Below are 19,959 nucleotides of genomic sequence, written 5' to 3'. Positions count from 1 at the left end.
AATCTTTGTCAAAACAGATAGGATAATGACGAAATATAGCGAATGAAGTTAAGGAGTTTTTAAAGGGGGTACGATTCAGCATGGAAGATAAGGACTTTCTCCAATTTATTGCTAGTGTGAAGAAAATGACTGGAATTGATCTTGCCCTCTACAAGGAAGCACAGATGAAGCGCCGTCTAACCTCGTTGAGACAAAAGCGGGGGTACAACACATTTGCCCAGTATTTCGATGCCATCGCTAAAGACAAGGAGCTTTTCTATGAGTTCCTCGATAGGATGACCATCAACGTATCGGAATTTTTCCGCAATCCAGGCCGGTGGGAAGTTCTCGAGAATAAAATTTTGCCACGCTTGGCGAAGCAATCGCCGCGGGTGAAATGCTGGAGTGCTGCATGCTCGACAGGGGAGGAGCCGTACACACTCTCACTGATTTTGCTGAGCAAGAAGATGGATGCGACCGTGCTCGCTTCCGATATTGATGAGGGAGCACTGGCAAAAGCAAAGCAAGGGGTATACACGGATCGCTCCCTGCAAGATTGTCCGAAAGACCTCGTAACGAAGTATTTTGAAAAAGATACACTTAGCTATCGCATAACGGACGAAGTGAAGAGAAAAGTGACGTTCAAAAAACATAATTTATTGGCGGACTCATTTGATTCTCAATTTGATTTGATTATTTGCCGGAACGTGATGATTTACTTTACCGAAGAAGCAAAGCATGAGCTGTATCATAAGTTTAGCCGGGCACTGAAACCTGGTGGGGTACTCTTTGTAGGCAGCACGGAACAAATTTTTCAGCCGCAACAATACCAACTGGAGACAGAGGATACGTTCTTCTATCGAAAAATGGGTTGATTCATGTTGGCCTTGGTATATCTCTGCTGTTTTTTCCCAAGACTAGGAATACCTACTTTGCAAGAGGAGGCAGCAGATGGATAAACACAAGGTCATCGAAGCATACCGTCGAGGGCTGATCACGCTGCAGGAATGTGGTCAGATATTAGGGGCGGAGAGGACACAACTAGATGATTTGATACGCGTAGATCACACTCGCAAACCGCTGAGCCCCAATCCTTTTTTCAACGTGTAGGTATGTCAATCCTGATTTATTCGCGATAGCGTAACGAGAGCGCTTCTCCTTATACGGAGGGGCGTTTTCCTGTAAAAAGAAAAGGTTTTTCGCAGACGTTTGCCACTTTTGTATTTCCACGGCGTACTAGGTATGATATTATAGCGCTTAAAAGTGATAAAGGACAGCATCCCGAAAAGAGTCATTTTGGGATACAGGCTGCCTGGAGGATGGAGGAAGGATAGAGATGCGTTACTTGACAGCAGGGGAATCCCACGGGCCGCAATTAACAGCTATCATTGAGGGCGTACCGAGCAACTTGCCGATTTCCATTGAGGAAATTAATGAGCAGTTGGCACGTCGTCAGAAAGGCCATGGCCGCGGCAGAAGAATGCAGATTGAAAAGGATCAGGTGAAAATTCTTTCTGGTGTCCGTCATGGATATACAACCGGAGCTCCTATCACACTGGTCGTTGAAAATAATGATTGGACGCATTGGCAAGGAATCATGAGTGCTGAACCTGTAGAGGAAGGCACTGAAGAAAAGCGTCGTGTTTCCCGTCCACGCCCTGGACATGCTGATTTAAACGGGGCTATTAAGTATCATCAACGCGATATGCGCAATATTCTGGAACGTTCCAGCGCTCGTGAGACCACTGTCCGCGTAGCTGTTGGTGCAGTAGCTCGCCAATTGCTGGCTCCATTTGGTATCCGTATTGGCGGACAGGTACTCCAGATCAATGAGATCGTGGCGAAGCGACAAGAAGTAAGTCTGGACGAGCTGATTGCACGCACAGAAGAATCGCCAGTACGCTGCTTGGATAAAGAAGCAGAGCCACTGATGATGGCGGCGATTGATAAAGCAAAAGAAGACGGGGATTCCCTCGGTGGTACCGTAGAAGTTATCGTTGAAGGCGTGCCGATTGGTTTGGGTAGCCATGTGCAATGGGACCGCAAGCTGGATGGACGTCTTGCACAAGCGATTATGAGCATTCAGGCTTTCAAAGGTGTCGAAATCGGCATCGGATTCGAGGCATCTGGTCTGAAAGGCTCGCAAGTTCATGACGAGATTATTTGGAACGAAGAAACCGGCTACAGCCGTAAAACAAACCGTGCAGGTGGACTCGAAGGCGGAATGACGACAGGAATGCCTGTAGTTGTTCGGGGTGTCATGAAACCGATCCCTACCTTGTACAAACCGTTGATGAGTGTGGATATTGACTCGAGAGAGCCATTCTCAGCGAGCATTGAGCGTTCCGACAGTTGTGCTGTTCCAGCGGCAAGTGTGGTTGCGGAGGCAGTGGTAGCGTGGGAGATCGCGAGTGCAATGTGCGAAAAATTCCCTTCTGATTCTCTTGACGACATGGCAGAAAACGTACGTCAATACCGTGCGTATACGGAGAAATTCTAATGAGTGTAGAGAAGCTGACTGTTGAACTGGGGGAGCGTTCCTACGAGATTGTGATAGGCGACGGTCTTTTGCACGATGCAGCAGCGTTGCTAGTAGAGGCAGGAATTGCTTCTACTAGCAAGCTGATGATTGTCACAGATGAGAATGTAGCGGTTCATTACCTAGAGCCTTTGCTTGAAGTTTTGCGACAGCATGGGTATAAGGCCCACTCAGCTGTCATCGCTGCTGGAGAACAATCGAAGAGCCTGGCTGTCTACGAACGATTGATGACAGAGGCAATTGATGCAGGACTGGACAGGAAGTCTGCTGTATTGGCTCTCGGTGGTGGAGTCGTCGGAGACTTGGCTGGATTTGTGGCTGCTACGTACATGCGCGGCATTGATTTCGTTCAAATGCCGACCACCTTGCTCGCACATGATAGTTCGGTTGGTGGAAAAGTAGCGATCAATCATCCACTCGGAAAAAATCTCATTGGTGCTTTTCATCAGCCGAAAGTTGTCATTTACGACACGAAAGCATTGCATAGCTTACCGAAGCGGGAGGTCGCAGCAGGTTTTGCAGAAGTTGTTAAGCATGGTCTTATCGCCGACGCTGCCTTTGTCGATTGGCTGGAAGACAACGCGGATAGGCTATGGCAGCTCGATTCAGAATTATTAGGGAAAGCCATTGAAAAAGGTTGCGCAGTCAAAGCGGCTATTGTTTCGCAAGACGAGACAGAGCAAGGGCAGCGTGCATTGCTTAATTTGGGTCATACGTTTGGGCATGCATTTGAAGCGCTGTCTGCTTACTCCACCCTGAATCATGGGGAAGCTATCTCAATTGGGATGTGTTTGGCAGCCAAGGTAGCAGAACGCATTGGTTTTGCCGAGACAGGTGTATACAATCGCACGAAACGGATGCTGGAATTGTTCCACTTGCCAACGGCGTGGCCGGGTAATCTCTCGCCAGAAGCTGTGCTGGAAGCCATGAAACGGGACAAAAAGACGGTAGGCGGAAAACTGGCATTGGTGTTGCCTAGGGCAATCGGGCAGGTTGAAGTCGTCAAAAATATAGAAGAAGAACTCATACTGGGAGTCATGAGAGAAGAAGTGGAGGGATAAGGATGGGAATGAGAGGAATCAGAGGCGCAGTCACGGTGGAAGCCGATACGCGCGAAGAGATTGTCTCCTCTACAAAATGGTTGTTGGAAGAAATGGTAAGTCGCAATGAAGTAAACCCCGAAGACATTGGTAGTATTATTATCACGACGACAGAGGACCTCTGTGCGACCTTCCCTGCTCAAGCGGCTCGCCTGCTTGAAGGAGAAGCTTGGCAATATGTGCCACTCATGTGCGCAAGAGAAATCCCAGTGCCGGGTGGCTTGCCGCTTTGTATTCGTGTCATGATGCATGTGAATACAGACAAGACAGCAAAAGACATGCATCACGTCTTTTTGCGTGATGCAGTCAAGTTGCGCCCGGATTTGACAAATCGCGGTTGACAATTAGGGCGCTCTCTTTTACCATAAGTGAAACGAGAGCGCCTCGTTTTTCCGGTAATAAGCAAAAGCCGGCTGAGAGCAGAGAATGAGTTGAGCAGAGTTGAGATGAGTTAGGTTGAGGAGAGAAGAGAAGGCTGGGTACATATTGACACCCAATCCAGGTCTCTTTGTCTGGGTTTTTTTTGTATACAAAAAATTCCTCCCCCCTACCTCTCGCTCTAGGAAGCGGGTGTAGAAAAGGCGATGTCTGATTCCCTTTTCTCTCCCACTAATTGAGGAGATGAGAGTTCATGTATTTCCCTTCCCTTGCCGAGGTTAAGACCCTCTCGGCGTCGTATTCCCTTATCCCTGTAAGCATGAAACTGTTGGCGGATCAGGAGACACCGATTCGCTTGTATCAGAAGATTCGCACGAGTGATTCCTTTTTGCTGGAGAGCGTAGAAGGTGGTGCGCGCTGGGCTCGTTTTTCGTTCATTGGCATGAATCCTTTTCAAATCGTAGAAGCAAAAGGGGAAGAAATCACCATTTCCTATCGTACTGGTGAAAAGCTTGTCCAGACAGGAAACCCCGTCTCCTTTTTGCGTGAAGAAACCGATCGCTACAAAAGCCCAAAGCTACCCGGGTTACCTCGTCTCAGTGGAGGTGCGGTAGGCTTTTTCGGCTACAATACTCTGCGCTACTTCGAAAATTTGCCAGCACATCGCAAGGAAGCTGTACGAGTGCCGGATATGCGCTTTCTGTTCGTTGATGAGATGATCGCCTTTGATCATTTGAAGCAGGAAATTCAATTGATTGTGAACCTCCATGTGGAGCCAGGCGACACTGCGGATACTATTGGTGAAAAATACAAGCAAGTCTGCGAACGAATCGAGGAGCTCGCTGCAAAAGTTATGGCTCCGCTTGAAATGGATCAACGCATTCAAGTAGCGGCGGATACACCAACGCCATTAGCAGTAGAGCCAAATATGACGCGTGAGCAATACGAGCAACTAGTCGTGCAGGCGAAAGAATATATCGCAGCCGGCGACATTTTTCAAGTCGTGTTGTCGCAACGTTTTTCTGTAAAGACAGATGTCGATCCTTTTGCGGTGTATCGATTGTTGCGCACGTTGAATCCTTCCCCGTATATGTACTATCTCGAATACGAGGGCGAGACCGTGGTCGGGACATCACCAGAACTGCTCGTGCGTGTAGAAGATGAAAAAGTAGAGATGCGACCGATTGCCGGAACGCGGAAAAGAGGGGCAACCCCACAAGAAGATGCTGCGCTGGCGGCTGATCTTTTGGCAGATAAAAAGGAGAGAGCCGAGCACTACATGCTGCTGGATCTAGGGCGCAACGATGTAGGAAAGGTCTCTGCTTACGGAAGTGTGAAAGTGGAGGAAGCACTGATTATTGAAAACTACTCCCATGTGATGCATATGGTTTCGCATGTGACAGGCAAGCTTCGTGAGGGACTGCACGCTTTCGATGCATTGCTAAGCGCTTTTCCGGCAGGGACGGTATCTGGTTCTCCCAAGCTACGGGCGATGGAAATTATTGCAGAGCTCGAGCCTGACGCACGTCATCTGTATGCGGGAGCAATCGGCTACATTTCATTTGATGGTTCACTTGATAGCTGTATCACGATTCGAACGTTGTTCTTTCAGGATGGGTACGCACATGTACAAGCAGGAGCAGGCATCGTAGCGGACTCAGTCCCTGCGAGTGAATATCAAGAGACGGTGAACAAAGCAGCAGCGATGCTCTCCGCTTTAGAAAAAGCTGAACAGATGTTTGTCAGAAAGGTGGAGTTGTCATGCTAACATACGCGCTGGAACAAATTCTGCTTGGGAAGCACTTAACACGGACGGTTGCAGAAGAGGCCATGGGTGAGATTATGGACGGAAAGGCAACTCCAGCTCAAATTGGTGCATTTTTAGCGAGTCTTCGCTTGAAAGGCGAGCAAGTGGAAGAGATTATCGGTTTTGCTAAAGCGATGAGAGCGCGGGCGATGAGTTTTCCGATCGATCTGCCAGGTCTGGTAGACACCTGCGGAACAGGCGGAGACGGAAGTCACACCTTTAACATTTCGACGGCGAGTGCCATTGTCGCAGCAGCTGACGGTGTACGTATCGCCAAGCACGGGAATCGTGCAGTTTCCAGCAAAAGTGGCAGTGCTGATGTGTTGGAAGCGTTGGGAGTGCCCGTCAATTTATCTCCAAAGGACGCTGCAGATTGCCTGCGAGCGACCAATCTCTGCTTCCTGTTCGCTCCTCTGTACCACCAAGCAATGAAGCATGCAGCTGGACCGCGAAAAGAATTGGCGATTCGCACAGTGTTTAATTTATTGGGACCATTGACGAATCCAGCAGGTGCCAGCCATCAGCTTATGGGCGTGTATGATGCCAAGCTGCTTCCAAATGTAGCCGCAGTCTTACACGAGCTGGATGTGAACAGAGCGCTCGTTGTCGCAGGTTCGGATGGTCTAGATGAATTGACGGTAACGGGAACGAGTCATATTGCCGAGTTGCGCGATGGGCGTATTTTGACGTATGAAATCGAGCCTGAGCAGTTCGGTCTTCGCAGACATGAAAAGGATGCTTTGCGCGGCGGTGATGCCAATGAGAATGCCAAGATCATTCACGACGTGTTTTCCGGTGCACGTGGGGCAGCACGCGACATCGTTTTGCTGAATGCGGGCGCGATCCTCTACCTCGCAGATCGTGTTAGCTCGATTGAAACAGGGGTTATACGTGCAGCGGAATTGATCGACAGCGGACTGGTCACGCGAAAGCTTGAGCACGTTCGTCACATCGCAGGAGGTATGATTCATGCTTCGTAAAATCGTAGAAAAGAAACGCGAAGAGATCGCACGTCTTCAAGCAGAAACAACCGTTTCAGCATTGCTCGCAGCAACGAAAGAAGTACAACGTCCACGTGGATTTCGTCACGCATTGGAGACAAGTGTACGGCCTGTAAGCGTGATTGCCGAAGTAAAAAAAGCATCGCCATCCAAAGGGTTAATCCGACCTGATTTCCAAGCAGTGACCATTGCGAAGGCTTATCAGGCCGCTCGCGCAGAATGTTTGTCTGTTTTGACAGACGAGTCCTTTTTCCAAGGGAGCTTGAGCTATCTACGGCAAATTCACGAGGCAATTGATCGTCCATTACTCAGAAAAGACTTTCTACTTGATGAAATTCAAGTCGTGGAAGCAAGAGCAGCAGGCGCTGATTGTGTGTTGCTCATTGCAGCCATTCTCGATCGAGAAACACTTCGCCACCTGAACCAAACTGCCGAGGAGCTGGGCATGGATGTACTGGTGGAGGTTCATGACAAACGCGAGTGCGAGCTTGTTTTTCAAGCGATGGAACCTAAATTGCTCGGGATCAACAATCGAAACTTAAATACGTTTCAAACTGACCTAGCCGTTACGCATGAGCTGATTGCAGAACTGCCTACGTCATTGACGATTGTGAGCGAAAGTGGGATTTCGACACCAGCGGATATTGAGAATGTACGAAGTGCAGGTGCCCGGGCTGTCTTGATTGGAGAGCATTTCATGCGCCAAACAGACGTAGAGCGCGCAGTCATTGATCTCGTGGGAGAAGCCGCATCGGGGGTGAGTGTATGACTCGTTTGAAAATATGCGGGATTAAGCGAGCGGAAACACTTGCGCTGTTAAATGAGCTGGAAGTCGATTACGTAGGCCTTGTTTTTGCCCCAAGTAAGCGACAAGTAGATGCCCAGACTGCTGGACAATTGCTTGCAGCCGTTTCGGGCCATCCTCCTGCTGTTGGTGTGTTCGTAAATCCGACGATGGAAGAACTGGAGGAAGTGCTACGTGAGGCACCATTATCTGTGATCCAATTGCATGGACAGGAGACGCCACAATTTTGCCAGCAAGTTCGGGAGCGGTTTGCAATTCCGGTATGGAAGGCGTTGGCAGTGGGCGGAGAAGCGGATGCTGCTCAAGCAATTGAATCCTATCGAGGCATTGTCAGTGCCTTTTTGTTTGATACGTATGACCCTAGTCAAGCAGGTGGTACAGGGAAAAAGTTTTCGTGGGAGCAAATCCCTGCATTGCAAGCAGCATGCGAGGAAGCAGACTGCATCATTGCTGGAGGGATTCATGCGAAGAATGTCGGAGAATTAATGGGGCAGTATCAAGCAGGGATAGTCGATGTGTCCAGTGGAGTAGAGACAGATGGCGAAAAAGATGCCGAAAAAATAAAAACATTGGTGGAGAGGGTGAAGGCGCATGAACAACATTCAAACAACTACGCGAGTCGTGCCTGACGAAAACGGACGATTTGGTGCCTTCGGAGGCAAGTTTATTCCGGAAACCTTGATGAATGCGGTGACAGAACTCGAGATCGCTTTTGAAGAAGCACGTCGAGACCCGGCATTTGTTCAAGAATTGAATGGACTGCTCAGCGAGTATGCTGGACGCCCAACTCCGCTCACCTATGCAGAGCGTTTGACGAAAACGGTCGGCGGTGCCCAAATCTATTTGAAACGAGAAGATCTTAACCATACGGGTGCACATAAATTGAACAATGCTTTGGGCCAAGCCTTGCTAGCCAAGCGCATGGGCAAAAAATCAATTATTGCCGAAACGGGCGCTGGTCAGCACGGAGTGGCAAGTGCAACTGTGGCAGCAAAGCTCGGACTCTCTTGCAAGGTGTTCATGGGGGAAGAAGATATTCGTCGCCAGTCGTTGAATGTTTTTCGGATGAAGCTACTTGGTGCCGAAGTCATTCCTGCTGTATCCGGCTCACGTACACTTAAGGATGCGACAAACGAAGCGATTCGCCATTGGGTTTCCCATGTCGAAGAAACGTTTTATGTCATCGGATCTGTCGTTGGCCCACATCCATATCCGTACATCGTACGCGAATTCCAAAAAATTATCGGAGAAGAGACTCGCAGTCAAGTCCTACAAATGCTCAAAAGGCTTCCAGACGAGATCGTTGCTTGCGTTGGTGGCGGCAGCAATGCGATTGGCATGTTTTATCCGTTCATTCAGGATGAGTCTGTCGCGCTTAGAGGGGTAGAAGCGGCAGGAAAAGGAATCGATACTGAAAAACATGCAGCAACACTAACACTTGGACGCCCGGGAGTCATCCACGGTTCCTTAACCTACTTGTTGCAGGATGAATGCGGACAGGTGCAAGAAGCGCATTCGATTTCGGCTGGCTTGGATTATCCAGGAGTAGGACCTGAGCACGCCTATCTCAAAGACAGTGGAAGAGTGACCTATACATCGGTAACAGATGCGGAAGCGCTCGAGGCAGTACAAGTGCTTTGTCAAACGGAAGGGATCATTCCAGCGTTGGAGAGCGCACATGCGATAGCTGAAGCGATAAAACGTGCGAAAGAAATGACTTCAGACCAAATACTCGTGATCTGCTTGTCTGGTCGAGGGGACAAAGACGTACTAACTATTCAAGAAGCGCTGACAGCAGGAGGGGGAGAGTAATCATGACGACAGCTCTTAACAGAATCGATCAATTATTCGCGGATCGTGATCGCAAACGATTCATCCCATTTCTAACGGTAGGCGATCCTTCAATAGAAGCAACCTTTCATCTCGTAAAAGCGATGGTCGAAGCAGGAGCAGATCTCATTGAGCTCGGCGTCCCTTACTCCGATCCCTTGGCAGATGGCCCAACGATACAACGGGCTTCAGAACGCGCGCTGAAAAATGGCGTGACGATCGGGGATGCTTTGCACTTGGTCAAAAGGCTTCGCGAATCAGGTATGGAGGCTTCCATCGTCCTGTTCACCTACTTCAATCCGGTTTTACAATATGGCATCGAGCGCTTTTTTGCCGATCTCGCGGCCTATGGTGCTGATGGTGTTGTGATTCCTGATTTGCCGATTGAGGAAAACGGTCCAGTAGTAACCGCAGCACAACAGAATGGCATTCATGTCATTTCGCTGGTGGCACCAACTTCTAGTTCCAGAATCAATACGATTGGCGCGCAAGCAACCGGATTTCTTTATTGTGTATCGTCGCTCGGTGTGACGGGTGCCCGTGTCGACCTGCGAGAGGATTTGGCAGATTTTCTGGAACGAGTAAAGGCCAGTACATCGGTTCCTACTGCGGTAGGCTTCGGAATATCCACGCCGGATCAGGTACGAGCAGTAGCACCCCATACAAATGGTGTCATTGTGGGAAGTGCCATTGTACAGCTAATCGAGGAACATGCTGAGCAACTGAAAGACCCAAAACAGATGCCAGAAGCAGTAGAAAAAATAAAAACCTTTGTACATCAGTTAGCCAGTGCGCTACAATAGTGGGAAAAATGTGACTGGAGTGAACGTGGATGCAACCGAAACAACGCATACTCAATGCCCCGGTATATCAACCTGGCAAGCCCATTGATGACGTTAAACGTGAATTTGGTCTGACCGAAGTCATCAAGCTGGCGTCCAACGAAAATCCTTTTGGTTCCTCACCGAAGGCTAAAGCCGCCATTGCGGAACAGTTGGACAATTTGGCCCTATATCCAGACGGTGCAAGCCTTAATCTACGCTGGGATCTTGCTGACTTCCTCGGAGTCAAACCAGGTCAATTGTTTTTCGGCAACGGGTCTGATGAAATTCTGTTGATGATCTCTCGTGCTTTTTTGGGCGAAGGAACAAATGCAGTCATGGCGACGCAAACGTTCTCGCAATATCGCTCAAATGGGATTATTGAAGGAGCAGACTTGATTGAGGTGCCGTTGAAAGATGGCGTTCACGATCTCGAAGCGATGGCGGCTGCCATCAACGAACAGACGAAGGTCGTATGGGTGTGTAACCCGAACAATCCATCTGGGACGATTGTAACAACATCCGAGTTGGAAGCTTTTCTGAAAAAGGTTCCCAAAAATGTGCTGGTCGTATTGGATGAGGCTTACTACGAGTATGTGGTGGATCCAGAGTATCCACAAACAGTACCGATGCTCGCTGAGTATCCGAACCTGATTATTTTGCGTACTTTCTCCAAAATCTACGGTTTGGCTGCCCTTCGTATCGGCTACGGGGTCGCGTCAGAGGAGCTCATTTCCTCTTTGGAACATGTGCGTGAGCCGTTTAATACAGGCACACTTGGCCAAGTAGCAGCACGTGCGGCGTTAAAAGACCAGGAATTTGTGAAAGCATGCCGCGATCGCAACCGTGAAGGCATGAAGCAGTTTACCGATTCCTTTGACGAGTGGGGGATTTCCTACTATCCATCTCAGACCAACTTTATCTTGGTTGATTTGAAAAGGGATTCCGATGAAGTATTTAAGAAGCTGCTCTCTCAAGGCATCATCGTTCGCTCTGGTAATGCGCTAGGCTTCCCAGGTTTTCAACGTATTACCATCGGGACCAAAGAGCAAAATGATAAGATTCTTTCTGTATTAAAAGAAATCGTGACTGGAGCATTGAAATAAAGAACGAAGATGCCGGGCATGCCTCGGCATCTTTGTCTAAGAGAGATGAAGGAAGGATAGAGAGTGGAGATGAAAAGAACCACCATTACTGTAATCGGCGTCGGGTTGATTGGCGGCTCAATCGCGCTGTCTATGCGACGTGATCCAAATATTCGGGTAGTCGGCTACGATTTACGTCAGGATTGTTTGGATAAAGCACTGACTCTTGGTGTCATTCATGCTGGCACAACTGATTTGCAGACTGCAGTTCGAGAAGCAAATGTCATTTTCCTCGCATCACCTGTAGAGCAAATCGTTGCAACCATTCGCTCGTTAGTGGAAATGGATCTGCAGCCTGGTGTGATCATTACGGATGTTGGCAGTACAAAAGCAGGTATTGTGAGACAAGCGGTGGATGTCATTCCCGATCATGTTACGTTTATTGGTGGACATCCGATGGCTGGCTCGCATAAATCCGGCGTGGAAGCTGCTTCTGACCGTCTTATGGAAAACGCCTATTATGTTTTGACACCAGCGCCGGGAACACCTGAAGAAAAAATAAAGCAATTGTCTGAACTACTTACACTGACTCGCGCAAAAGTCGTGCAAATGGACGCGGATTCGCATGATCAGGTCGTGGGTGCAGTCAGCCATTTCCCGCATATTCTCGCTTCTGCTCTGGTCAATCTGGTGGCAGGGTACGACGAGGAAAATGCTTGGCATGCTACGCTTGCTGCTGGTGGCTTCCGTGACATTACGCGCATTGCATCGAGCAACCCTCAGATGTGGCGTGATATTTTGCTGCAAAACCGTGATCCGATCCTGAAAATCGCAAAAGATTGGGCAAACGCATTGGAAGATGTCGTTCACCTTGTAGAACAGGGAGATCCAGAAGGAATCGAGCATTTCTTCAAAACGGCACGAGAATTCCGCGACAGCTTGCCTGAGCGCAAAACGGGTGCATTGCCTCCTTTGAACGATTTGTATATCGATATCCCTGACAACCCGGGTGAAATCGGACGAATTACGACACTATTGGGAGCAAGAGAAATCAACATCACGAATCTCCAAATCAGAGAGACACGAGAAGACATTTATGGGGTGCTACGCATTACGTTCCATTCGCAACAAGAGTTGGAAAAGGGAGAGGAAGTTCTTCGCTTTTTCGATTACAATGTATACAAGCGCACATAAGTTTTTTTATGCAAACACACTTTACAACGAAGACGCTTCACAGTGCGACTGGCGTTCTGGGAGAGCGTGAGAGAGAAAAGGAGTGGAAGAAATGCTTCGCGTACAACAAGCCAAACAAATCAAAGGTACCGTTCGCGTGCCAGGAGATAAATCCATTTCCCACCGTGCAGTTATGTTTGGAGCTCTAGCAGAAGGAACCACAACCATTGAAGGCTTTTTGCCGGGTGCCGATTGCTTGAGCACGATTAGCTGCTTTCGTCGGATGGGGATTGAGATTGAACAACAAGGAGATGCCGTAACCGTACAAGGAAAAGGCTGGTATGGCTTGCAGGAACCGTCTCAACATTTGGATGTAGGGAACTCCGGTACGACCATTCGTTTAATGGCAGGGATCATGGCAACACAGCCTTTCCATGTGGTGATGGAAGGCGATGAGTCCATTGCCAAAAGACCAATGCGTCGTGTGATCGGACCGCTTCGTCAAATGGGCGCCAAAATCGATGGAAGAAAAGACGGCGAATACACACCGTTATCCATTCGAGGTGGGGAGCTTCAAGGGTTCGCGTATCAATCCCCAGTTGCGAGTGCACAAGTGAAGTCAGCGATTATGCTGGCAGGGTTGCAGGCAAAAGGCGTGACGAGTGTAACAGAGCCGCATTTATCTCGCGATCATACGGAGCGTATGCTGCAAGCATTTGGTGTACAAGTTGTGCGTGATGGCTTGACCGTTTCGGTAGAAGGCGGACAAAAGCTGAAGGGCCGTGCCATTTCTGTTCCCGGTGACATTTCTTCCGCTGCCTTTTTGATTGCGGCTGTAATGGTTGTACCAGACAGCTCTCTTCTCATTGAAAATGTCGGAATTAACCCAAGCCGCACGGGCATTATTGACGTTGTCAAGGCGATGGGGGGAAGTCTGGAGCTTTTGAATGAGCGAGTCGTAAATGAAGAGCCGGTTGCAGACCTCCTCGTGACACATTCGGAGCTGCACGGTATTGAAATTGCTGGAGATATCATTCCACGCCTGATTGACGAAATTCCGGTGATTGCGGTCATGGCAACGCAGGCCAAAGGTCAAACCGTTATCCGTGATGCGGAAGAGCTGAAAGTAAAGGAGACAGACCGTATTGCCACGGTGGTTAGTCAACTGTCCAAATTCGGCGCTAGGGTGACAGCTACAGATGACGGAATGATCATTGAAGGAAAAACAGGATTGACAGGGGCTGTCATCGATAGCATGGGGGATCACCGAATCGGCATGGCGATGGCGATTGCGGGTCTCGTTGCCGAGGGAGAGACGACCATCGAAAATGATGATGCGATTGATGTATCGTTCCCTGGCTTCCATGACTTGCTTGTGAAAATCAGCCAATAAGAAAAAATGAAAGAGAAGTCTGTGCCTTTATAAGGTAGCAGGCTTCTTTTTTTTGAGGGAGGACAAAGCGTTCCGAATTTTAGCAAAAATGATTTGACAAGCGCTTACATTCCGTTTATTATAAAACTACAGTATGGTTTCTCTCCACTCCTATCCAATATAAGAAAGCACGTGTGTGCTACCGTCGTTTGAATGCGCTTACATCAACGGCGGTCTTTTTTTGTTTAAAAAGCGGTTTGATCCTCATTAGTACTTTTTCTCCTTTCTGTGCATATGCTCGTACAAGGGTAGTGTGTGCATGAGAAACGGGAGGGGGACGAGCTATGCTGGAGCAAGGGACGGTCATACGTGGGGGAACGATTGTCACAGCACTAGGAATGAAAGAAGTAGATATTTGGATTCGTCATGGGAAAATTGTACGAATGGCTAAAGATACCTTGACGAAAAACCCCTTCAACGATTTATATGAAGAAATAGATGCTACCGGTATGTATCTTTTGCCCGGTTTCGTCGCACTCCCGACACATTCGTTGTATAAAATCAAAGATGTAGATGTTTATATAGAAGCCATGCGAAATCTCATCAGCTCGGGATGTACAAGCCTGGTGGACGTCTTCCAACCAGAGCGTTGGATGAGCAGACCGCAAATTCACTATCAACAAACCCAGCACTTCAACAGTTTGTTGGATTATGTTTGGCATGTGGAAATCGATGTCGCTGATCTTCACGGTGACCGCTTAGCGGAGTGGATGAACCATGGCTATTCTTCGTTTCATGTCACGATTCGAAATCCAGAAGAAATTTCCACAATAAAATGGGAAACGCTTTTGCAACTTCATACGTCTAAACATACGATCCTGCACATGCAGGTACAGAATGATCCGTTTTTGAAAAAAGAACAACGGGAACTCATTAGACAGATTTGGATGGAGGCTACTCGTTATTGGCGATTACGCACAGTCATCACTGATTCTCAAGCGGCCTTTCATTTTGAAGAAAATGATCCGTTCCTGCATATCTTTCGTTTACCTGCCGAAGTGACGGATCAAGGTCTTCGTCAATTACATCGTCAATGGTTTGGGAGTTGGCAAGTAGCATCTCCGATTCACGATGTGCGGATTGATACACGAAAGAACTGGTGTACGCCTGAAGAATTGCTTTGCTTGCTAGTCAGGCTCACTTCGACAAATGTCGCAAAAGCAATTGGACTGTATCCGCGAAAAGGAAGCTTGACAACTGGCGCAGACGCTGATATCGTTTTCCTGAAAAAGGAAAACTGGTTGACAAAGAATGATCTTTCCACTATTCTCAATTTTAGTGAAATGCATCTTCCAACATCTGTTATGTCGAACGGTAAATGGATATATCGAAATATGCGATTTATCCCTTTGATTGGTATGGGTAAGTGTTTATTCGACACGAAGCCCTACGCTTATGTCATATAACCCCGGTTGGGGGTTTTTTCGTGAATGGTTTCCAGCAGACACACGAGAAAAAGAATCGTAAGGTCGCGCAACTTTTTACATCCCCAGCAGTCTAATTATGCAAAAGGCCGCTGAGGGATCGGAATCGCAAGGAGGTAATCCTGATCATGACCGATTCCCAGCTTATCCGAGAGATTAAAGAAGGTAATCTGGAATGCTATGCTGAACTGATTCGTCGATATGAAAAAAAGATCCTCTCATTTGTCACTCATCTTTTGCGTCAGGCACATTTAGAGCATATAGCGGAGGATATATGTCAGGAGACGTTTTACAAGGCGTATAAGAGCATTCATTCTTTCCGAGATGTAGAAGCTACATTCTCCACCTGGCTCTATACGATTGCACGCAACTCCGTACTCAGTGAATTGCGCAAGAGTCGCAATTCTGATGTGTATCTGGATGATACGTTGCAAGTGCCTATGGCATCTCCCAAGACACTGCCTGAGCAAGTTTTGCTCCGGAATGAACGGGAGAGCATGGTGAGACTGGCAATCAACAGTCTGCCAGAGAAGCAACGCTCAGCACTGATATTACGCGAGTACGAACAAATGGATTACACAGAAATCGCTACGATTCTGGATTTAACAGTGAGCTCTGTGAAGTCTCTACTGTTTCGAGCGCGGCAAAGTATTCGTGGACAGTTGGAAAACTACATCCTGGACCCTCATTTGGATGAAGCTGAAGGGATGAATCGATGATGAGATGTGAAGAAGTTCAGGAAATGCTGCCTGAATACGCCGAAAATCTGTTGCCTGAGGTGACCCAACGTCGGGTTGATCACCATATGGCCGCATGCTATGCCTGTCGTTCCGACTATGAGATTTGGTCGGACAGTGGTGAGTGGATGGAAATGGATAAAGAAGAATATCATTCTGTAACTCCATCACGTTCCATTGTAGACGCGGTGATGGCCCGTATTTTATCGGAAGAGCAGTGGGCGATCCCGATCGGCAGAAAAATTTTCAGCGTGACAGCGAGAATGCGACGCATGGGTGCGAGTGTAGCGGTTTTGTTGCTCATGGTCTTTTCATTCACTTTATATGTGAATACAAGTACCACGGAGCATGCGAATTCTCTCGTTATTAACGGAGAAGTCATGGAGATTAACACGCCAAAGGCGCAAGTCATTTCTTCTTCCATGCAAACAGACGACGGTACATACGTGGTAGAAGCACAGCCATATACGTCGCAAGGTGATTCACTGGAACATGCTACTGCATCGATCGTACCGCTCGATGGAAAGCCGACTTCTACTGATTTAGCCAAGCCGAATTACAGCATTGTGCTTAGTATTTTTGGAATCCTTATTACTGTTCTTACAATGAGCTGGCTAACGCGAGCATAATGGTATATGATCAAGAGTAAAAGAAAAGACCGTCTTCGGACGGTCTTTTGTGGCTATTTTATTAGAGTGGTTGTTCAGCAAGCGCGTAGAGCAACAAGGCCACGCAAAATACATATGAGGTGAAAGAAATGCCGAAAAAGTGGCTGTATGTCATAGACGAAGCGATCAAGCGGATTGAAAACGATGAAGTGGAGTTGGGCTTGACCGCTCTGCAAAAGGTTCAGGAGCATGGAAAAGATATGCCGGATGTCATGATGTATTTGGCGGAGGTCTGGTATCATCTCGGTCATTTGGAGGAGGCGAGTCAATTGCTGACAGATGTCATGGCCAAAAATCCCCAAATGGATTCCTCTTTGCGCAGAGAATGCCAGCTGCTGCTAGCAGAGATTGCTTTGGATTCCAGTGATTTTGAGACGGCGCAACATCTTCTCTATGAATGCAAAGAATCTGGCTTTGAAAGCATCCAGCTTGACTTATTGCTAGCGGATCTGTATTCCCTCCAAGATTTAGATGAAGTAGCGGTCAAATATTTGGAGCAAGCAAGACTGAAGGAGCCAGATAACCAAGATATTATGGCAGCGCTGGGTAACTTGTATTTCCGCATTGGAGATGACGAGAAAGCAATGAAGCTCCTGGAACAAGCCGGGGATGAAAGTCTGTCCATGCTTTTGACAAAGGGGCGCTCGTACGCTCAAAACGGTCAATTCGAACAGGCTTACCAAGTATTCCGTCAGGCGCTGGTCATGGATCGTTCGCCAGAAGTACTCTACGGATGTGCACTGATGGCATTCCACGTAGGACGACTGGATGAAGCAGCCGAATTGGTCAGCAGCTTGCAAGCGGTTGACGAGGAGTATGTGGCTGCGTACCCATTAGCTGCAGATGTGAATCTTTCGATGGGGAAAACAGAAGCAGCTATTGAGGCCCTAAAGCAATATGTATCGTTGTCAGGGTTCGATTTGGATCAAATCCGCAGGCTGATCGCTCTTTTGACTCAAGCCGGGCGCTATGAGGAAGCGAAAGAATACCAACAGCTTCACGACCAGTGGGACCATGAATCCGAAGAGGAGCAATAAAAAATCGACAAACAGGAAGTCACTTCGGTGGCTTCCTGTTTATTTTTCCGCATTTTGGCAAGAATGAGAGACAAGTAAGCCATCGTAAAGAAGGGATGCACAGATGAACTTGGCTGAGATCTTGGTGTACACCGATATCCGGCAGCTCCATCAGATTGCCAACCATTACGGATGCGAATGCAACCCTCATTCCAAAAACGAATTGATTACGTCACTGTTGTCTAGCTTGAGGCACAGGTTGACAATCTCTCAAGAAGTTGAGCAGCTGAGCAGTGCAGAAACCCATTTTTTGCTCCAACTGTTCCTGGACAAGCGTACGGTCATGTCGCTTGAGGATTTATTGGCGAAAGCCGGGGTGGCACTGGAGTGTGAAAAGGAAAAAAAGCAGGAGGAAGGACGGAAGTTTGTCGCAGCAGCAATGAAGCGAGGATGGATTTTTCCGGCGAAAAGTAAAACCATAGGGCAGTATCAAATTCCGCTGGACATCCGTGAGCCGTACTTGCAAGCGTGGCTGACAAAATGGCGTGATTCAAACGCATTGCTTCATCCTGGTCCGCAAGCTTATAGGGATGAGGGAACAGCACTCTGCGATGATATCATGCAATTTTTACAATTTCTCCAGCAGGAGCCAGTACCGCTAACCGCAGAAGGTGGCATGTACAAGCGTCATCAGCAGCAGCTTTTTCAATTTTTGTATGTAAAAGAAGAGCCGCTTTTGCCGCAAAAATGGCGTTTTGGGTACGGGCTGCATTTTGATTTATACCCTGACCGTTTTTCCTTGCTCTACGATTTCTGCTACTATCACCGATGGATTGTAGAAGTGGACGGCAAGGTAGCAGTAACGGAAGCGGGGAGGGAGCGACTGGAGCAACCGTATAACGATCAACTGTACCACGATGTCATTCGCTTCTGGATGAGGCTGTACAAGCGGGCTGTCCCGAACTTGCCGATGCTGGTTCAGCTCATTCCGTTGATCGCGTCGGGTGGATGGGTAAGTCAGCAATCGCTGATGGACACGCTACTCCATTGGATGAAAGAGTTTTACTACGATTCGCCTACAGATATCTTGGTGAATCGGGTATGCAAAATGATGGTGCATCTAGGACTGTTGCGCGTCGGACAAGACGAACAGGGGCAGTGGTTATACACCGCAACGTATGCGAGCCAGACTTGGCTTCGAAAATACAATGGTTTTACCGAAACGACTATTTTATTGAAGTGAGGGATGGGTATGGAGTGGCCGAATTTCTATTCCAACGCGTACGGAACGAACAATCAAATGGTTTCTGGTTTGCTATCTGAAATGGTGATCGATGAGCAAATGCGTCAATATCGCAAGCGCACGCTAATCCAGGAGATTGATGAGGCACTTGCATCGAAGAACAAAGAGTTGTTTTTGCGCTTAACAGACGAATTAAAAGAGATCATGGCTTATGAGCAAGCCTAAATACATAATCGTATGCGTTATTGCGAGTCTCCAACCATTCATGGTACGCTAGTTTCCAGAAATGAACAAGGAAATGAGGAGACAGCTCTATGCAGTGGAACTTGAACGATTTTGAAAACTGGGAGGAGTTGCGGTCCTTTGTGGATACCGCGCTGCTCCCTCTTTATTTGTACAACTCGGACAGAAAAGTAGAAGAGCATGTTGTACGCATGAACTACTTATTGAATGTAGCGGCGGGGATTGAGCAGCGACTGAAGGGACGCGTATTGCTATTTCCGTTAAGCTATCAAATAGGAGAAGAGCAGCTGGAACAACGAACACCGGCGGCATTCCCCTATAAAGTACTGCTTCATTTTCGGGGAGAACAGATTCAATTAAAGGAACGAACGGAAGAAGGCGTGTTGACTTTATTGGTAGGGGATGAAGACCTGGAATCTTCTTTGCGTTTCGAAGTGACCGTGGATGTGCTATACAAAGAGGTCATCAAGTTGTGGCAAACCGGGCGAGGATAATCGTTTTGACTAAAAAATAGAGACGCAATAGAGAAAGCGTTTTCCGGTAATACTACAGAAAAATGGGTGGGGCAAGGTCATAAATTTGACAATCTGGCAACAATATCCTGTCACACATCGTTTGGGTAAAGACATGTCCACTGGACATTCTTGACATCTTTATAGGCGTTAGCTATGATTGGGA

At 47.9% G+C, this 19,959-nt stretch carries 21 protein-coding genes; all 21 read left to right on the top strand.

What is annotated here, in order from left to right; genetic code table 11:
• The first annotated feature begins 80 nt into the window (after positions 1–80).
• The 21 genes from C7R92_RS24695 (at position 81) to C7R92_RS24600 (ending at position 19,775) form a co-directional block, all read left to right on the top strand.
• Entirely contained in the window at positions 81–854 is a 774-nt protein-coding gene (locus tag C7R92_RS24695) for a CheR family methyltransferase (protein WP_017248118.1), read from the top strand.
• A 76-nt stretch (positions 855–930) separates the two neighbouring features.
• Positions 931–1,089: a hypothetical protein gene (locus tag C7R92_RS32430; protein WP_007716564.1), complete on the top strand. Its 159-nt coding sequence runs from the start codon at positions 931–933 to the stop codon at positions 1,087–1,089.
• A 226-nt stretch (positions 1,090–1,315) separates the two neighbouring features.
• Positions 1,316–2,479, top strand: coding sequence for a chorismate synthase (aroC, locus tag C7R92_RS24690; protein WP_017248119.1), 1,164 nt, complete (start codon positions 1,316–1,318; stop codon positions 2,477–2,479).
• Positions 2,479–3,579, top strand: a complete 1,101-nt coding sequence (gene aroB / locus C7R92_RS24685) for a 3-dehydroquinate synthase (protein WP_106835984.1) — start codon at positions 2,479–2,481, stop codon at positions 3,577–3,579. Before aroC ends, aroB begins: the two co-directional genes overlap by 1 nt.
• A 2-nt stretch (positions 3,580–3,581) precedes the next feature.
• Complete coding sequence (aroH, locus tag C7R92_RS24680; RefSeq protein WP_069845332.1) at positions 3,582–3,959, top strand: chorismate mutase; 378 nt, start codon at positions 3,582–3,584, stop codon at positions 3,957–3,959.
• 290 nt (positions 3,960–4,249) lie between these two features.
• A complete protein-coding gene (gene trpE / locus C7R92_RS24675; RefSeq protein ID WP_069845331.1) occupies positions 4,250–5,764 on the top strand; it encodes an anthranilate synthase component I in 1,515 nt (504 codons plus the stop codon).
• Positions 5,758–6,783 carry an anthranilate phosphoribosyltransferase gene (gene trpD, locus C7R92_RS24670; RefSeq protein ID WP_069845330.1) on the top strand — a complete coding sequence of 342 codons (1,026 nt, stop codon included), beginning with the start codon at positions 5,758–5,760 and terminating at the stop codon, positions 6,781–6,783. Before trpE ends, trpD begins: the two co-directional genes overlap by 7 nt.
• Positions 6,773–7,573, top strand: a complete 801-nt coding sequence (gene trpC / locus C7R92_RS24665; protein ID WP_106835983.1) for an indole-3-glycerol phosphate synthase TrpC — start codon at positions 6,773–6,775, stop codon at positions 7,571–7,573. The genes trpD and trpC overlap by 11 nt, the downstream gene beginning before the upstream one ends.
• On the top strand, positions 7,570–8,238 hold the full coding sequence (locus C7R92_RS24660) for a phosphoribosylanthranilate isomerase (protein ID WP_106835982.1): 669 nt from the start codon (positions 7,570–7,572) through the stop codon (positions 8,236–8,238). The genes trpC and C7R92_RS24660 overlap by 4 nt, the downstream gene beginning before the upstream one ends.
• Positions 8,201–9,421 (top strand): tryptophan synthase subunit beta, encoded by a 1,221-nt coding sequence (gene trpB, locus C7R92_RS24655; protein WP_017248126.1) that lies wholly within the window; start codon positions 8,201–8,203, stop codon positions 9,419–9,421. The genes C7R92_RS24660 and trpB overlap by 38 nt, the downstream gene beginning before the upstream one ends.
• Positions 9,422–9,423: 2 nt before the next feature.
• Positions 9,424–10,242 (top strand): tryptophan synthase subunit alpha, encoded by an 819-nt coding sequence (gene trpA, locus C7R92_RS24650; protein WP_017248127.1) that lies wholly within the window; start codon positions 9,424–9,426, stop codon positions 10,240–10,242.
• Positions 10,243–10,271: 29 nt separating this feature from the next.
• Positions 10,272–11,366: a histidinol-phosphate transaminase gene (hisC, locus tag C7R92_RS24645; protein ID WP_106835981.1), complete on the top strand. Its 1,095-nt coding sequence runs from the start codon at positions 10,272–10,274 to the stop codon at positions 11,364–11,366.
• Between the two features lie 69 nt (positions 11,367–11,435).
• Positions 11,436–12,539 (top strand): prephenate dehydrogenase, encoded by a 1,104-nt coding sequence (locus tag C7R92_RS24640; protein ID WP_106836001.1) that lies wholly within the window; start codon positions 11,436–11,438, stop codon positions 12,537–12,539.
• Between the two features lie 91 nt (positions 12,540–12,630).
• Entirely contained in the window at positions 12,631–13,911 is a 1,281-nt protein-coding gene (gene aroA, locus C7R92_RS24635; protein WP_106835980.1) for a 3-phosphoshikimate 1-carboxyvinyltransferase, read from the top strand.
• 323 nt (positions 13,912–14,234) lie between these two features.
• A complete protein-coding gene (locus C7R92_RS24630; RefSeq protein WP_069845324.1) occupies positions 14,235–15,356 on the top strand; it encodes an amidohydrolase family protein in 1,122 nt (373 codons plus the stop codon).
• 146 nt (positions 15,357–15,502) lie between these two features.
• Entirely contained in the window at positions 15,503–16,093 is a 591-nt protein-coding gene (locus C7R92_RS24625; protein ID WP_007716581.1) for an RNA polymerase sigma factor, read from the top strand.
• Positions 16,090–16,740, top strand: coding sequence for a zf-HC2 domain-containing protein (locus C7R92_RS24620; RefSeq protein ID WP_017248132.1), 651 nt, complete (start codon positions 16,090–16,092; stop codon positions 16,738–16,740). The genes C7R92_RS24625 and C7R92_RS24620 overlap by 4 nt, the downstream gene beginning before the upstream one ends.
• Positions 16,741–16,868: 128 nt before the next feature.
• Entirely contained in the window at positions 16,869–17,816 is a 948-nt protein-coding gene (locus tag C7R92_RS24615; protein ID WP_069845322.1) for a tetratricopeptide repeat protein, read from the top strand.
• A 103-nt stretch (positions 17,817–17,919) separates the two neighbouring features.
• Entirely contained in the window at positions 17,920–19,038 is a 1,119-nt protein-coding gene (locus C7R92_RS24610; RefSeq protein WP_106835979.1) for a hypothetical protein, read from the top strand.
• 9 nt (positions 19,039–19,047) lie between these two features.
• Positions 19,048–19,263 (top strand): IDEAL domain-containing protein, encoded by a 216-nt coding sequence (locus tag C7R92_RS24605; RefSeq protein WP_007716588.1) that lies wholly within the window; start codon positions 19,048–19,050, stop codon positions 19,261–19,263.
• A gap of 89 nt (positions 19,264–19,352) precedes the next feature.
• Entirely contained in the window at positions 19,353–19,775 is a 423-nt protein-coding gene (locus tag C7R92_RS24600; protein WP_069845320.1) for a DUF2487 family protein, read from the top strand.
• Positions 19,776–19,959: the final 184 nt, after the last annotated feature.

Source organism: Brevibacillus porteri (assembly GCF_003013475.1).
In the GTDB taxonomy this organism is placed as follows: Bacteria; Bacillota; Bacilli; order Brevibacillales; family Brevibacillaceae; genus Brevibacillus; species Brevibacillus porteri.
This window is presented reverse-complemented; position numbering and strand designations above follow the sequence as displayed.